General features: G+C 73.2%; 13 protein-coding genes and 2 pseudogenes. 7 read left to right on the forward strand and 8 right to left on the reverse strand.

Annotation, left to right across the window (positions count from 1 at the left end):
• From EES43_RS00400 to EES43_RS00410, 3 genes are read left to right on the forward strand one after another with little or no spacing between them, the layout of a single operon-like run.
• Positions 1 to 2,016: a branched-chain amino acid ABC transporter permease gene (locus EES43_RS00400; RefSeq protein WP_124266765.1), complete on the forward strand. Its 2,016-nt coding sequence runs from the start codon at positions 1 to 3 to the stop codon at positions 2,014 to 2,016.
• Positions 2,016 to 2,924 (forward strand): ABC transporter ATP-binding protein, encoded by a 909-nt coding sequence (locus EES43_RS00405; RefSeq protein ID WP_124266766.1) that lies wholly within the window; start codon positions 2,016 to 2,018, stop codon positions 2,922 to 2,924. The genes EES43_RS00400 and EES43_RS00405 overlap by 1 nt, the downstream gene beginning before the upstream one ends.
• A gap of 10 nt (positions 2,925 to 2,934) precedes the next feature.
• A complete protein-coding gene (locus tag EES43_RS00410) occupies positions 2,935 to 3,663 on the forward strand; it encodes an ABC transporter ATP-binding protein (protein ID WP_124266767.1) in 729 nt (242 codons plus the stop codon).
• Between the two features lie 65 nt (positions 3,664 to 3,728).
• Here the strand turns inward: EES43_RS00410 and EES43_RS00415 are convergent, their stop codons facing one another.
• Positions 3,729 to 4,946 carry a Rossmann-fold NAD(P)-binding domain-containing protein gene (locus tag EES43_RS00415; RefSeq protein WP_124266768.1) on the reverse strand — a complete coding sequence of 406 codons (1,218 nt, stop codon included), beginning with the start codon at positions 4,944 to 4,946 and terminating at the stop codon, positions 3,729 to 3,731.
• A 215-nt stretch (positions 4,947 to 5,161) separates the two neighbouring features.
• On the opposite strand from EES43_RS00415, the pseudogene EES43_RS00420 reads away from it, so the two are divergent.
• Positions 5,162 to 5,479, forward strand: a pseudogene (locus EES43_RS00420) (VOC family protein); the annotation flags it as partial.
• 81 nt (positions 5,480 to 5,560) lie between these two features.
• Here EES43_RS00420 and EES43_RS00425 read toward each other — a convergent pair.
• Positions 5,561 to 5,695 (reverse strand): annotated as a pseudogene (locus EES43_RS00425) (LuxR C-terminal-related transcriptional regulator); the annotation flags it as partial.
• 323 nt (positions 5,696 to 6,018) lie between these two features.
• Between EES43_RS00425 and EES43_RS00430 the strand changes: the two are divergent.
• Entirely contained in the window at positions 6,019 to 6,189 is a 171-nt protein-coding gene (locus EES43_RS00430; protein WP_124266769.1) for a hydrophobic protein, read from the forward strand.
• Positions 6,190 to 6,556: 367 nt separating this feature from the next.
• A complete protein-coding gene (locus tag EES43_RS00435; RefSeq protein WP_124266770.1) occupies positions 6,557 to 6,910 on the forward strand; it encodes a PRC-barrel domain-containing protein in 354 nt (117 codons plus the stop codon).
• An 88-nt stretch (positions 6,911 to 6,998) separates the two neighbouring features.
• Here the strand turns inward: EES43_RS00435 and EES43_RS00440 are convergent, their stop codons facing one another.
• From EES43_RS00440 to EES43_RS00450, 3 genes are all read right to left on the reverse strand, one after another.
• Positions 6,999 to 7,430 (reverse strand): ATP-binding protein, encoded by a 432-nt coding sequence (locus EES43_RS00440; protein ID WP_206429971.1) that lies wholly within the window; start codon positions 7,428 to 7,430, stop codon positions 6,999 to 7,001.
• Between the two features lie 106 nt (positions 7,431 to 7,536).
• A complete protein-coding gene (locus tag EES43_RS00445; RefSeq protein ID WP_124266771.1) occupies positions 7,537 to 7,890 on the reverse strand; it encodes an STAS domain-containing protein in 354 nt (117 codons plus the stop codon).
• 114 nt (positions 7,891 to 8,004) lie between these two features.
• Positions 8,005 to 9,999, reverse strand: coding sequence for a CASTOR/POLLUX-related putative ion channel (locus EES43_RS00450; protein ID WP_124266772.1), 1,995 nt, complete (start codon positions 9,997 to 9,999; stop codon positions 8,005 to 8,007).
• A 208-nt stretch (positions 10,000 to 10,207) separates the two neighbouring features.
• Between EES43_RS00450 and EES43_RS00455 the strand changes: the two genes are divergently transcribed.
• Positions 10,208 to 11,098 (forward strand): LLM class F420-dependent oxidoreductase, encoded by an 891-nt coding sequence (locus EES43_RS00455; protein WP_124266773.1) that lies wholly within the window; start codon positions 10,208 to 10,210, stop codon positions 11,096 to 11,098.
• A 74-nt stretch (positions 11,099 to 11,172) separates the two neighbouring features.
• Here EES43_RS00455 and EES43_RS00460 read toward each other — a convergent pair whose 3' ends face one another.
• The 3 genes from EES43_RS00460 to EES43_RS00470 form a co-directional block, all read right to left on the reverse strand.
• The gene (locus tag EES43_RS00460; RefSeq protein ID WP_124266774.1) at positions 11,173 to 12,324 is read right to left on the reverse strand and encodes an LOG family protein; all 1,152 of its coding nucleotides are present in this window, start codon (positions 12,322 to 12,324) and stop codon (positions 11,173 to 11,175) included.
• A gap of 10 nt (positions 12,325 to 12,334) precedes the next feature.
• Positions 12,335 to 13,249, reverse strand: coding sequence for a methylenetetrahydrofolate reductase (locus EES43_RS00465; protein WP_124266775.1), 915 nt, complete (start codon positions 13,247 to 13,249; stop codon positions 12,335 to 12,337).
• A 196-nt stretch (positions 13,250 to 13,445) separates the two neighbouring features.
• On the reverse strand, positions 13,446 to 14,807 hold the full coding sequence (locus EES43_RS00470) for a glycoside hydrolase family 6 protein (RefSeq protein ID WP_164493084.1): 1,362 nt from the start codon (positions 14,805 to 14,807) through the stop codon (positions 13,446 to 13,448).
• Positions 14,808 to 15,316: the final 509 nt, after the last annotated feature.

Consider the following 15,316-nt stretch of genomic DNA (forward strand, 5'->3'; position numbering starts at 1 on the left):
GTGGAACTCCTGGACGCACACCTCGTGCCGGCGGTGGACGGCGTGGCCTACGGGCTGCTGCTGTTCGTGGTCGCCGCCGGTCTGAGCCTCGCCTTCGGCACCGCCGGCGTACTGAACCTCTCGCACGGCATGCTGTACGCGATCGGCGCCTACACGGGGGCCGCGCTGAGCGACGGGACGTGGGGCGGTCTCGTCCTCGGGCTGGCCGCGGGGACCGCCGCGGCGTGCGTCGCCGGGGTGGTCCTGTCCGCGGCGACCGCGCCGCTGGCCCGGCGCGGGCATCTCGCCCAGGCGCTGCTGACGTTCGGGCTGGCCCTGATCGGCGGTGATCTGCTCATCCAGGTCTTCGGGGCGGACGAGCTGCCCGTGCGTGTTCCCGAGGTGCTCGACTCCTCCGTGACGCTCCTGGGCCACCGCTATCCCGCCTACCGGCTCGGTTTCATCGGGATGGCCGTGCTGCTCGCCGCGTTCGGCACGTGGGTGCTGACCCGGACCCGGGTGGGTGCGGCGGTCCGGGCCGCCGCCGACGATCCGCAGATGCTCGCGGCCACCGGACGCGATCCCCGGCTGCTGCACACCGGGGTCCTCGCGGCGGCGGGTGCGCTGGCCGGGGCGGCGGGTGTGCTCGGGGCGCCGATCATCGGCCCCGGGCCGGGCACCTCGGAGAACGTGCTGATGCTCTCGCTCGTGGTCGTCGTGCTCGGCGGGCTGCGCTCGTTGTGGGCGACGTTCTTCGCGGCGGTCGCCGTGGGCGAGGTCCAGACGCTGGGCGTCTCGGTGGCGCCGGAACTGGCGCCGTACCTCCTCTTCGCCGCCATGGCGGCGGTGCTGGTGGTCCGCGCCCGGTTCGCGGAGCCGGAACCCGCGCACGGCCCCGCCGCCCCGTCACCGGACGCGATGGACCGGCTCCGCCGCCGGATCGCGACGGCTGTGCGGGCACGGGTGCGCGGCGCGGCGGCGGACGCGGTACGCGGGTGGTTCACGCGCCGGGCCGGGGCGGGGCAGGCCGTCCCGCTGCTCGTCCTCCTCGCCGTTCTCGTCGCCCTGCCGGCGCTGCTCGACCCGTACAGCATCTCGCTGGCCGGTTCGGCTCTGGCGCTCGGGCTGCTGGCGGTCAGCGTCAGCGTCCTCACCGGCCACGCCGGACTGCCCACGCTCGGGCAGACGGCGCCGTTCGCCGTCGGCGCGTACGCCACGGCCAACCTGGCGGAGGCCGGGTGGACGGCGGGCCCGGCGCAGATCGTGCTCTCGGCGCTCGCGGCCTGCGTCTTCTCGGCGTTGACCGGGCCCGCCGTGATCCGGGCCCGTGGCACCACCGTACTGATGATCACGCTCGCCGTCGGTGAGCTGACCGGCGCGGTCGTCAACCAGTACAAGTCCGTGACGGGCGGCGCGGACGGCCTGGTCGGCTTCCCGCCCACCCGGGCGCCGTGGGGCGGGGACGGGATGACCGACGAGGCCGAGGTGTACGCCTACGCGCTCGTGGTGGCCGTGGCCGCCGTATCGGTCACCCTGCTCGTGCTGCGCTCGCCCGCCGGAAAGCTGCTGACCGGTGCGCGGGGCGCGGAGGCCCGGATGCGCGCCTCCGGTCACCCCGTCGGACGCTATCTGCTGGTCGCGCACATCGGCGCGGGCGCGCTGGCCGGTGTCGGCGGTTCGCTGATGGTCACGGTCCAGCAGTACCTCTCCCCCGCCGACGTCGGGTTCGAGATCGCCGCGTTCGCCCTGCTGGCGGCCGTCATCGGCGGTACGACGTCCGTGATCGGGGCGCTGCTGGGCGCGGGACTCATCGTGATCACCCGGGACTGGATCGCCGGAGCCTGGCCCGGACACGGACCCCTGCTGCTGGGCGTCCTCTTCGTCGCCTCCGTGTACCTGCTGCCCCGGGGACTGTCGGGACTGCGCGGCCGACCGGACCGCGGCACGGCGTCGTCCGGCGGCCCGCCGGACGGTCAGCGGCTCGCCGTGGCCTCCGCCTCCGCTCCCGCTCCGACGCCCGACGGGAAGGACTCCTGATGACGCCCGGCCATGAAGGACCTCCCCTGACGCCCGCCCCTGAGCCGTCCGCCGCCCCGGCGCTGGAACTCACCGGCCTCACCCGCAGGTTCGGCAGTCTGACCGCCGTGGACGGCGTCGGCCTGCGGCTTCCGTCAGGCGCCCGGCACGCCGTCATCGGACCCAACGGCGCCGGGAAGACCACCCTGCTCAACCTGATCGCCGGAACCGACCGGCCCGACCGGGGCACGATCGCGCTGGACGGCCGTGACGTCACCCGCACGCCGGTCGCGCGGCGCAGCCGGCTCGGCATCGCCCGGAGCTTCCAACACCCCGTGGTGACAGGCGAACTGACCGTGCTCGACAACGTCGTACTGGCCGGCTGGCAGCACCATCCCCAGCGCCGCGGCGCCTGGCGCAGCCCGTCCCGCTACCGGCGGCACACGGAGTCCGCGCTCCGCCGCCTGGAGGCCGTCGGGCTGGCCGCGCTGGCGCACCGGCCGGCCTCCACGCTCTCCCACGGGCAGCGGCGCATGCTCGACCTGGCCGCCGCGCTGGCGGCCGAGCCGCGTCTGCTCCTCCTGGACGAACCGGCGGCCGGGCTCACCGACGACGGTATCGGCCGCCTCCTCGTCCTCCTCTCCGGTCTTCCGGAGAACGTCACGATGGTGCTGGTCGAGCACCATGTGGAGGTCGTCGCCGAACTGGCGGACACCGTCACCGTGTTGAGGGCGGGCCAGGTGCTCGTCACCGGGCCCACCCGGGAGGCGCTGGCCCACCCCGAGGTCCGCGACGCGTACCGCACCGCCGGCGGCGGGGACGACGGCACGAGCGACGACGCGGCGCGCGACGAGTGCGACCCGCGGCGGCCCGAGCCGGCGGACACCGCCGCCGACACCGCCGCGCCCTGTGCCGATCCGAGAGGATGACCGACTTCCGATGCTCGAACTCCTCGGCCTGACCGCGGGCTACCACGGCGGCACCGTCCTGCACGACCTCTCCCTGTCGGTGGAGTCCGGCACGGTGCACGCCGTGATCGGCCACAACGGCGCGGGCAAGACCACCCTCGTGCACACCGTCGCCGGGCTGACGCGTCCCAGCGCCGGATGCGTACGGGTCCACGGCCGCGACGTGACGGGGCAGCCGGCCCACCGGATCGCACGCGCGGGTGTCGGACTCGTTCCGCAGGGCCGCCGGGTGTTCGCCGGACTCACCGTCGCCGAACACCTGCGGCTGGCCCATCGCCCGCCCCGCCGCGGCGACACGACGCGCCCCCGTGTGTGGACCCCCGAGCGCGTGCTGGAGCTTCTGCCCCGGCTCGGCGAGCGCCGGGGCAACCGGGGGGCGGACCTGTCCGGCGGCGAACAGCAGATGCTGGCCCTGGCGCGGGCGCTGCTCGGCTCGCCGAGCGTGCTCCTGCTCGACGAGCCGACCGAGGGGCTGGCGCCGCCGCTGGTGCGGCAGGTGTACGAGCTGGTGACCACGCTCGCGGACGAGGGCCTGGCCGTCCTGCTGGTGTCCCCGAGCCCGGCGCGGGCCGCCGAGTGCGCCCGTACGATCACGGTCCTCACGTCCGGCAGGCTGACGCTGCGCCTGGACGGAGCGGACGCCCGGCGCGACCCCGCCGCCCTGCACGCGGCGCTCGAACTCGCGCCGACCGCCGGCTGAGGCCGTGACGGCACCCGGCGCGGGGCGGTCCGCACACCGGCCGCCCCGCACGAATCGCCCTCGGGCTAAGGGGCCTTGATGCTGTGGCCGCCGAAGCCGCTGCGCCGGTCGGAGCCCCTGTTCTGGTCCTGCCACCACACGTCGAACTCCGGCTGTGCCATGCCGGACCAGTCGGGGGTGTTCTCGACCTGGACCTCGCCCATCCGGCGGGCGAGGGCGACCATGGCCGCCCCGACGCCGCCGCGAGCCGCGTCGTACGCCTGGAGGACCTCCGTCCAGCTGGTCCCGGCCGACCAGGCGCTCTCCAGTGCGGCGGCGTCCTGGAGCGCCTTCACACTGCCGCCGCCGATGTGCGGGCGGGCGACGCTGGCGGCGTCCCCGACGAGCGCCGTGCGCCCGGCGGTGTAGTGCGGCACCTCCAGGTCGTAGATGGGCTGGATGAAGGTGGACTCGGCCGGTGTGCCGAGGATCCTGGCCGCCCAGTACGGCGGGAAGTGCTCGGAGACCAGGGCGCGCAGGCGGGCGGTGAGCTGCGCGGTGAGGCCGCCCGGCGGCAGGGAGGTCGGCGTCCGCAGGTCGGGGTGGTCCCCGTCGAGCTGCGGCGGTGCGGTGTAGAGCACCCAGTTGAGCACCTGTCCGCCGTGCCCGTCGGGAATCCGGTACGTCATGCAGTGGCCGCCGGGGAAGACGATGTTGTGCGCGTCGTGGCCGTCCGACGGGAGGCCGGTCGCGTCGCGGGAGGTGCCGCGCCAGCCGACGTAACCGGCGTACGTCGGGCCGGTCTCGGGGAACATGCTCGCGCGGACCACCGAACGGTATCCGTCGGCTCCGACCACGAGGTCGAAGCGCTCCCGTCGTCCGTCGGCGAGCAGCAGCGTGACGCCGTCGTCGTCGGACTCGGCGGCGGTGACCGGTGAGCCGGACCGGTAGTCGACGTGGTCGGGCACCCGTCGGCGCAACTCGCCCCAGAGAGCACCCCAGTTGTAGGCGCGGAACGGAAACGGCTGCACCGCGACGGCCCGGCCGCGGGGCGTGTCCCCGTCGCGTACGCTCCACACCCGTCGGGTCAGCGGAGCCCAGGGCATCTCGGGGGCCACGTACCCGGCGTCCCTCAACTCGTCGTAGCGGTCGCTGTGGAGGGCGATTCCCACGCCTCTGTCGCGCAGTCGGGCGTCGGCGCGCTCGAAGACCGTGATCCTTTCGGCCCCGCCGCGCGCCGCGGCCAGGGCCGCGGCGCATCCCGCTATGCTCCCGCCGACCACGGCGATGCTGCCTCCACGCATGACTGACTCTCCACTCACTCGACGTCGGTTCTCCGTGTCCGGCCGCAGCCGAGACCGCTTCCGACCGGGACACATCCCGTGCCTCCGGGGCTCGTTGTCCCGCCGGAGCGGTCGGACCCGGCCTGAACCCTACCGAGGGGCGCACCCGTTCCCCGCGTCGCGTCTCGATGGCTGGGCTTGGCGGCGACATCGCGTGTCGGTCACCGGCTGGGTGAGGCGTGGAGGTGTCGGGAGATGCCGAGTGGGGGCCGTTCGTCGCGGTCGACCTCAGCAACGGCGTCACGCTGGACTTCGCCGCGATCCCGGCGGAGCGCATCACTCCTCAGCACTACGCCTTCCTGGTGTCGCGGGACGAGTTCGAGGCGGCGTACGCACGGATCCGGGAGCGCGGAATCGAGCACTACGCCGATCCGCGGCGGCGGCAGCCCGGCCGGGTGAACCGCAATGACGGCGGCCACGGGGTCTACTTCCTCGACCCCGTCGGCCACTTCATGGAGCTCATCACCGTGCCGTACGGCGGCCGGCCCGCCTGAGGGCCGTTCCGTCCGCCGCGCGGTCCCCGTGGCCGCCGGCGGGCGGGGCGGCGCGGTCTTCCCCGGCCCCGACCGGTGCGGTCATCCCGCCGACCGTGTCCGGGTGGCGATGACGGCGACCCGCACACGGCGTTCGACGCCGAGCTGGGCGAGGATCCGGGAGATGTTGTTCTTGACGGTCTTCTCCGCGAGGTAGAGCTTCAGCCCGATCTCCTGTGGGGGACGGCCCTGCCGGCCGGCCGCCGGATCCAGCTTCTCGGGCTCGCGCGTACCCGGGGAGGGCCGATCGGCCCTCAAGGAGGGCCCGTGGGGCACGGGTTCGCGACGCGGGTCCGCGCACCGCGGCGACCGAGGGGCGTCATGACGGCAGTACGCCTCGCGAGCGCTTCCGGTCTGGGCTTCCGGCCTGGGACGGAACACCCGGCGGCACAGTTGCCGCACGGAAATTATCGCGTCTCGGGGTGCCGTAAAAATTCCATAAGAACAGCAGGAGTGAAGGCCGGTCACCGGGGCACATGAGTGCTCGGAGGTTGATAATCATGGTTCCCATCATTCTTGTTCTTCTGCTCGCCCTGATCCTCTTCGGCGCCGGTTTCGCGCTGAAGGCTCTGTGGTGGATCGCCGTCATCGTGCTCGTCGTGTGGCTGCTCGGCTTCGTCATCCGTCCGACAGCGAGCGGCGGCAAGCGGGGCCGGTGGTACCGCTGGTAGAAAACCCCAGCTGAACCCCGACATGCGGGTGGGCCACGACGAACTCTCGTCGTGGCCCACCCGCATGCCGCCCCCCGGATCGCGGAGACGGCTCGGAGCGCGCCCGAACCGGGGAAATCACGTGAGCCCGGGAAATTCGGGGCAGCGGAAAGAGCCTGGACGGAGGCCGCCCTGGCGCTGGGAACCAGGGCCTCCGGCGCGGCGCATCCGGCCGTCGGGGCCTTTTTCCTCATGAGGATGTGTGAGGTCCCGCCCACCGGGCAGGCGGCTGTTCGAGAGCGCGTCACCCTCCTTTGTTTTCCGGGGTGACGATCCGACTTCGCGGTCACGACCGCGAAGTAGTTGATTTCCATGAGGGAGCCGTTTCATGAGTGACAGCATCTGGGGCTACCAGCCGACCGCCGGCCACACCGCGGGTACCGACCTCGTCGGATACAAGGTCGAGGCCGCCGACGGAAGCATCGGCAAGGTCGACAAGCACTCTGACGACGTCAGCTCCTCGTACCTCGTGGTCGACACGGGTGTCTGGATCTTCGGCAAGCACGTCCTGCTGCCCGCCGGGACCGTACGCACCGTCGACGACGCCGAGCGCACCGTCCACGTCGACCTCACCAAGGAGCAGATCAAGAACTCGCCCGAGTTCGACAAGGACAAGCACACCGGTGACGCCGGCTACCACCAGGAGATCGGTGGCTACTACGGCGGCCACCGCCACCCCTGATCCCACCAGCGACACCGCGCGATGTGCGACGGGTGGGGCCCGCCGAAGACTCTTCGGCGGGCCCCACCCGTCGCGCGTTCCACCGAGTTCAGCTCAACCGGATGACGGCCTCGATGCGTTTGCCGCCGGGGTGGACGGTGACCGACACCGTCCTGGCCAGCCGGCACACCAACGGCCAGCCGTACCCGCCGATGCGGGTCGATCCCGCCGGGGTGGCGTGACCGTTCACCGGCCGGGCCCGGCTGGCGTCGGCCACCGCGAGCCGGAGCCCTTCCCGGGTCAGCTCGGCGGCGAACCCGGTCAGTCCGCCCCCGTGCCGAATCGCGTTGGTGACCAGCTCCGACGTCACGAGAAGTGCGTCGGCCACCGCCACATCCGTCAGCCTCTCCCCCGCCGGCCCGCCGGACTGCGAGGTCAGCAGGCGCGTGACGACGTCGCGGGCGGCGGCGGCATCCTGCGGGAGAGGGACGGTAGGAGCCTCCTCCAGTTCGCCCGCGCACCCCGGGCCAGGTTCCGCCACGTCCGTTCCCCGTTCATCGTTCTCATACTGTGCCCTGCCGTGGCCGCGCACCGGGCCCGCCCTGCCGCCGCTCAGCTCGCGTCGAGGGTCCGTCGCGTCCCGGTGTTCAGCCGGCGATGGCCGCTTCGACGTCGTCCGCGAAGCGGAAGGCGCCGAGCGTGCCCGTGACCTCGAACAGCCGGCGCACCCTCACGCCGAGAGGACCCGCCACCACCAGCGACATTCCCAACGCGTCGTGCCGGCGCTGCCCCTGGAGCAGGGCGTGCAGGCCCGCCGAGTCGGCGAAGTCCACCCCTGACAGATCGACCACGGTTCGCCGCCCTCCGCTCCTGGCGGCGTCGGACAGCGCCTCGACCAGGTCGGCCGAGCCCGACCACCCGTCCAGACTGCCGTTGATCCGGATCAGCACTACTCCGTCGCCCGCGGTCTCCAGGACCGGACCCACTTCGTCTCCCGTCATATGCCGTATCTTCCTACAGCCCTGTTCGGCAGTCACACCCGGCCCGGACCCAGGAGTCTCGCCGACCCGGGCCGGCGGTTCGGGCCGCCCGGTCAGCGCGATCCGCGCGGACCGTCAGCCGGTGGCCAGGACGATCACGTCGTCGTCCGCGTTCCAGCGGCGGACCTCGTCCTTCGCGGGATTGACCCGTACGCCCCGGTCCTCCCCCGGTCCCGGGTCGCGGCTGCGGTAGCCGATGGCGCACTCCCCGCGCCGCGACGCGGATTCGACGACGGTGGCGAACGACGCCCATCGCCCCGGTGCGACGTAGTGAGCGGCGGGCCTGAGGTGGATGGTGTTCCCGTAGGGCGCGAGCAGTTCCTCGAACAGGCCCGCCAGGCGCCAGTTCTGGGAGATCTGAGCCATCAGCAGTCCGATGAGCTTTCCGCTGACGATGAAGTCGGCTCCGGCCTGGACCGGGGCCAGGACCCTGTTGCGGTCGTCGGTCATCTCGGTGACCACATGGACCGCCGTCCGCGCCGTGCGCTCCTGGTCCCGCAGGAGCAGCAGGGTGACCAGCGTCCGGTCGTCCGGCGAGGCGTCCGGGGACTCCCGGTCGGGGCCGAGGACCACGACGCCGTCCTGGCTCGCGAGGTCCAGGTCGCTCACCGTGCCGGGGAGGGTCGGGTCGCCGGGGCCGAAGGTGACGGACAGGGTGGAGGCCGCCGCCGCACCGGCGGCCCGCACCTCCGCCGCCAGGCACGCACCGCCCTCGGCCACCACGTGGAGCAGCGAGCCGGGTGCCACGTGGCCGGCCAGATGACGGACGATGTGCCGTGCGCGGCGGTTCCACCCCAGCAGGAGCAGGCGCTCGGGTGGCGCCGCCGCCGCAGGGCCGGTCACCATCGCCGACTCGTCGAAGGGCGCGGGGCCCTCGGTGAACACCGTGGTGTCGTCGTCCCGCGCGATGACGATGAGGCGGTCCGCCGGGCGGACGAGCGACGCGGCCGGCGGGTTCAGGTGCGGGGTCCCGTCCGCCCGTACGACTCCGACGACGGTGGACGTCGCGCAGGTGCGGAGGAGTTCGCCGAACGCGATGTCGGCGCGACGGGGTGCGTCGAGGACGTAGAACTCGTCGCCCGCGAAGGAGAGCAGTTCCTCGTAGACCAGGGAGAGCCCCGGCTGCCGGGCGCACTGGGCCACCAGCCGGGCCGTCACGTCGTCGACCTCCAGGACGACGGCGTGAGGGCCTGCCGCCAGCGCGGCGGCGAGCCGGTAGCGGGCGTCGCGCACGGCGGCCACGATCCGCACCCGGCTGCCGTCCCCGACGGCGGTCCGCAGGGCCAGCAGGTTCTTGACGATCCCGGCGTCCTCCTCGGGGCGGTCCGGGGGCAGTACGAGCACGACGTCCGCCGTGGCCGGGCTGACGCGGGCGAGCGCGGCCGGGTCGGTGGTCCGGCCGTTGCGGCAGACGATCCGGGTGCGGCCGGCGTCGCCCACCTCGGCGCGCAGTTCCTCCTCCATCTCGGTCTTGTCCAGGTCCGCCAGGACCGCCACGGCGGCCTTGGGCTGGTTGGCGTTGGCCGCCACGAGTTCGGCCACGACGGTGAAGGTCTGGTCGGCCCAGCCGAGGACGACCGTGTGCCCGTCCTCCAGGACGGTGGAGTGGCCGCGGCGCAGGGCGATGATCTCTTCGGTGATGGCCGTGGTGATGAGGCTGACGATGGTGGAGACGTAGAAGAGCGCGACCAGCGCCAGGAGCACCGACAGGGCGACGCGCAGCGGCGAGCCGACCTCTCCGCCCAGCCGGAGGGTCTGCCCGACGTTCCGCCATACCGCCTCGGCCTTCTCCCACAGCGTGTCGGGGGCCTGGTCGTCCGTCCACACGAGGAGCGCGCTCACCGGGACGACGACGGCCAGGCAGGCGACGGCGAGCCACCCGATGAGCGCGGCGATTCCTCGCGCCAGTGTGTTGTCGAACCAGTACCGGGCACGTTCGACCGGCCGGGCCGGGCGGAGCGGCCGATCCGGCCCCGTGGCGGCCTCCGCCGCGTCGGGGGGTGCGTCGTGCGGACCTCGCGGCCTCCCCACGCGGACGCGGGCCGCACGCCGCCGGTCCTGGTCTCTCATCGTCCTGTGCACAGCAGCAGCGTGGGGAGCGGACGGCTCCGGCGCACGGGGATCGGGCGTCGGTTCATCCGATAGAGATTCCGGCGGCGGACGCCGTGGTGCCGCCCTCCGCGCGCCGCGCCTGCCCTCTGCCCCCTGCCGCCTGCCGCCGTACGGATGAAAGCTCTCGCGGCGGGAATAGCGGGTAGGGGCGGCTGTTGATCACACCATGACTTCTGAGAAGCGCGAAACGTTCGGCCGGATCGGCATCTGGAGCGGCGCTCTGCACGGGTCGCGTGCGAACAGGGCGGGCAGGAAAGCGATCGAGGACGCTGTGGCCGAGTTGGACGAGCTGGGCTACGGCACGCTCTGGATCGGCGGGAGCCCGTCGCCCGACGACGCCGCCGCCGTCCTCGCCGCCACCCGCACGGTCACGGTGGCCACCGGCATCCTGAGCATCTGGGACCACACGGCCGAGGACGCGGCGAAGCGGACCGCGGCCATCGAGGCGGAGGCCCCGGGCCGCTTCGTCCTCGGACTGGGCGTCAGCCACGGTCCGATGGTGCCGCGCTACGCGAAGCCGTACAGCACGATGGTGGCCTACCTCGACGCGCTCGACGGCGCGAACCCGCCCGTGCACCGGGGACGTCGGGTGCTGGCCGCGCTCGGCCCGAAGATGCTCCGGCTCTCGGCCGACCGCGCCCTGGGGGCCCACCCCTATCTCGTCACCACCGAGCACACGGCCGAGGCCCGCGAGGCGCTCGGCCCGGACGCGCTGCTCGCGCCGGAGCTGTCGGTCGTGCTCGGCACCGACCTCGACCGGGCGCGCACCATCGCGCGCGACATGCTCGCGATGTACCTCCGGCTGCCCAACTACACGGACAACCTGGTGCGCCTGGGTTTCACGGAGAGCGACTTCGAGGGCGGCGGCAGCGTCCGCCTGCTCGACGCCCTGTTCGCGCTGGGCGACGTGGAGCACGTGAAGGGCCGGGCCCAGGAGTACTTCGACGCGGGCGCCGACCACGTCGCGCTCCAGGTGCTCACCGGCCAGGAACGCGGCACGGCGCTGCCGCGTGCCGAATGGCGGGAGCTGGCCGCCGTGTTCGCCGACGAACTCTGAGGTCCGGCCGGGCGTGGGCCTTCAGGGCGGCTCGCCGATGTGTCCAGAGGTGCGTGCGGTGGGTCCCCGGGTGTCTACGGGGTCGCACGGGCACCCTCGGCGGTCGGCCGGCGCGCCAGCTCCGCCAGCGCGGCCGGAGCCTCCTCCACCGTGTCGACGAGAGCGATGCGGGCTGCCATCGGGCGGTCCGCCGCGAGGGCTTGCAGCAGCGGCCAGGCGGGAAGCGTCCGCGTCCAGTGGACCCGGTCGACCAGAACCATCGGGGTGGGCTCGCCGCGCGAGGAGTAGTAGTTGGGCGTCGCGTTGTCGAAGATCTCCTGCAAGGTGCCCGCGGCGCCCGGCAGGAAGACGACGCCCGAGGTGGAACGGGCCAGCAGGCCGTCCTCCCGGATCGCGTTGGCGAAGTACTTCGCTATGTGCCCGGCGAAGGCGTTCGGCGGCTCGTGGCCGTAGAACCAGGTGGGTACGCCGATCGAGTCGCCGCCGTCCGGCCAGCGTTCGCGGACGTCGAACGCCGCCCGCGCCCACGCGCCGACCGAGGGCGTGAAAGACGGCGCGCGGCCGAGGAGTTCGAGCGCCGCGTCCAGCATGGCGTCGTCGAAGGGCGCGGCGTACGCGCCGAGGTTCGCGGCCTCCATAGCGCCCGGCCCGCCGCCGGTCATGACGGTGAGGCCCGCGCGGGCCAGCGAGCGGCCGAGCCGGGCCGCGCCCGCGTAGGCGTCGCTGCCGCGGGCGAGGGCGTGCCCGCCCATCACTCCCACGGCGCGGTCGGTCGCGAGCCTTTCGTCGAGGGCGTCGGAGACCGCGTCGTCGTGGATGGAGCGGAGCATGGACGCGTAGACGTCACCGTCGGCGGCCGTGCGGCGGCACCACGCGTACGTCAACGCGTCCGGGGTGGCCTCGTACCCCTTCACCAGGCCGGTGAACAGTTCCTCAGCCGTGTACAGGCCGCCCCGGTACGGGTCGAAGGGCAGGCCGGGCACGGGCGGGAAGACCAGCGCGCCCTCGGCTCGCACCTTGGACTCCGCCTCGGCGGACAGCGCGCAGCCCAGGAACACGGCGTCCTCCGCGCCGCAGGCGAGCAGCGCGGAGGTACGGCCGCTCAGGTCCACCGCCTGGATGCGGAAACCGGCGAGGCTGCCGCGCACGGCCACGACCTCGTCGAACTCCGCGAGCGTCTCGATCTCCCGGTCCACGCGGGCGGCGCCGGCCGCTGTCGTCTGCATCCGGCTCATCCTACGGAAGGGAGCGGTGGAGGCCCCCGGTGCCCTCCGTGGACGGAACTCCTTCCGCGGCCCGGAAGTCGGCGATCCATCGCGATGTGTTCTCGATCCCGCCGAAGGTGTAGAAGTGCAGCTTGAGTACGCCGTGGCGGGTCGGGTCGTAGCCGCCGGCCAGGGCGCGGATGAAGCGGTCGGGGCCGGCCGTGCCCATCAGGTTGGTGATCGAGAACCCGTACTTCCTCGCGATGGACGCGCTGGTTCCGACGCCGAAGCGGGCGGCGTACGTCAGCAGCCTCCTGATCCCGGCGGGGCCGGGGACGCCGATGCGCACCGGCGCGTCGATGCCCCGGCCGCGTACCTCCTCGACCCAGGCGAGGACCGGGTCGGCGTCGAAGCCGAACTGCGTGATGATGTCGCCGGACAGATCGTCCCCGGCCAGCGCCGCGGTCTTGTCCTCCATCGCCGACCAGAGCACCGGATGGGCGATCGCCGGATGGCCCTCGGGATATCCGCTGATCCCGACGTGCCGTACCCCGTGGGCCCGCAGTGCGCCGGACCGGATGAGCGCGAGGGAGTCGTCGTAGGGGCCGTGCGGGGTGGCGGGGTCGCCGCCGACCACGAAGACGTTGTCCGCCGTGCCGTCGGAGCGCAGGGCGGCGAGGAAGGCGTCCAGCTCCGACCGCGAACGCAGACGGCGGGCCGATATGTGCGGGACCGGGACGCACCCCGACCGCCGGACGGCGCGGGCCGCCGCCAGTCGCGTGCCCGGATCCTCGTTGCCGAGGAAGGTGATGTTGATCCGCGTCCCGGGCGGAATGCAGGCGCGGGCCCCGTCGAGGCCGCTGATGTCCTTGCCGGTCATCTCCAGGGAGAAGTCCTCCAGCAGCGGGGCGACGGCTGAGCCGGCGGCCGTGGCGAGGCTGTCCATGGTGCTCCTTGTTCGCGTGTGTTTCTCCCTGGGCGCGGAAGGCCAGTGTGCAGGGTCGCGCACGCGGCCGTTCGGGGAGGTCGCCGCCGAGGGGCGGGCGGCGGCCTCGCCGTACGGCGGCCCCGGACGGGAACGGCCCGTGACGGCGCGCACGAAACGCGCCGTCACGGGCTGTCATGATGCCGGGGCGGCAGGGTCAGGAGACCGAGCAGGCGGAACCGTTGAGCTTCACGTCAACGGGCTTGCCCGAGGCGCCGTCGGCGACGAATCCGACGGTCAGCGCCTGGCCGGCGGCGATCTGGGTGTTGTGGGCGACGGGGGTGGCGGTGACCGTGCGTCCGCTCTGGGCGGCGGTCATGTTCCAGCTCTGGGTGATCTTCTGGTCGCCCGGGAACGTCCACGACAGGTTCCAGCCGCTCAGCGCCTTGCCGTTGTTCTCGACGGCGATCTCGGCGGTGTGGCCGCCCGACCACGACGAGCCCGGCTTGTACACGGCCTTGCAGGACTGGGTGCCCGGGTCGGGCTTGGGCGGCTCGGGAGGCGTGCCCGTGCCGGGGGAGTTCGGGCTGTTGCGGACGAGCTCGTCGGCGAGCCCCGGCTCGAAGGTGCCGGCTCCGCCGAAGCCCCGGCAACCTCCGTCGGACTCGCCGGGCGCCTTCACCCAGAGGAAGGCGTGGACGCGCGGGTCGCCGGTGTTACGGGTCGAGCGGGCGCCGAGGCCGCGCCCGGGCGGGTTGCACCAGGTCGCCTGCGGGTCGTTGGAGGCGTAGGGGCCGTTGCCGTTGCGGCTGGTGTCGACGATCTGGCCGAGGGAGGGCACGCCGATCGCGGCGAGCAGTTCCTTGCCGTAGGCGACCTCGTCGGCCGTCGTGCGGAAGTTGGAGACGTTGGTGACGATGCCGTCGCCCTGGGCGACACCGGCGGCCTTGAGGTTCTGGGCCTCGACCTTCCAGCCGCTGTGTCCGGCGTCGTAGTACACCTTCGCCGCGGGGGCGATCCTCTTGATGGTCTCGCCGGCCTTCTTGATCGCCGCCAGTCGCTGCGCGAGGCTCAGCCCGGTGGACTTGCACGCGTTGTCTTCCGTCGCCGCCTCCTTGTCCTCGCCCTGGGCGATCGCGTCCGGTTCCAGCAGGACGACGACCTCACGGCTGCCGAGCCCCTGGGCGAACTCCTGGACCCACGCCTCGTAGGCGGCGTAGTGGGGAGCGCCGCCCGCGGAGTGACTGCCGCAGTCGCGGTTGGGGATCATGTACGCGACCACGGCGGCTGTCGTGCCCGCCTTGGCCGCGCCGTCGGTGACGCCCTTCACCTGGGACCTGATGGTCTTCGGGTCGTACGCGGCGAACCAGGTGGCCCGGGGCACGTCCGCGATGTTCGCCTTGATGCCGGCGGCACGGGGGTCCGCCGTGTTGGAGTTGACCCAGTCGCTCGCCTGGGAGCCGGGCGCCAGGTAGAAGCCGGTCTCCGCGCCGGAGGCGGAGCCGGGGAGAGCGGTGAGCAGGACGGCCGGAAGGGCCAGCGGGGCGATCCACCGGCTTCTTCGTACGAGTGCGCGCATGGATGATCCTTTATGTGGGAGCGCTCCCATCTGTGCGGGTGCGCAGAGGGGGAACGGAGCCTTCAGTGGGGGAGATCAGCCGCGTGAGCGGCGACATGACGTGGTGCGGGAACGCGGGGACGGCATCCGCGGTCACTGCTCGGGCGGAAGCCGCTAGGTGCTGGCGACGAACATAGCCACAAGGACGGCCGCTCCGGGAGCCGCCGTGATCAATCGCTCATGCGGAGCGCGCGGTGGCGCGCGACCCGCCCTTCCCGGTTCCCTCGTGCCGTGGACTCCTGGAAGGGGCGAGGGAAGAGGTGAGGAAGGCGGCCGGGCCGGGAGTCGGGAACGGGCCGACCGGCACCGGGAACTGACGGTTCGTCGCCCTGGAGCCCACGACGTCCCCTCGCCGGTCCCGGAGCGGGCGAAGTCCCCGTGCCGCCCCGGAACCGCGGCGTTTCCGTCGCCGGTCCCCGGAGCCGGCGGGGCATCCGCCACGCCCCGGAACCTGCGGCCTCCCCGTGTCA

The sequence above is a fragment of the Streptomyces sp. ADI96-02 genome, from assembly GCF_003846185.1.
Classification (GTDB): Bacteria; Actinomycetota; Actinomycetes; order Streptomycetales; family Streptomycetaceae; genus Streptomyces.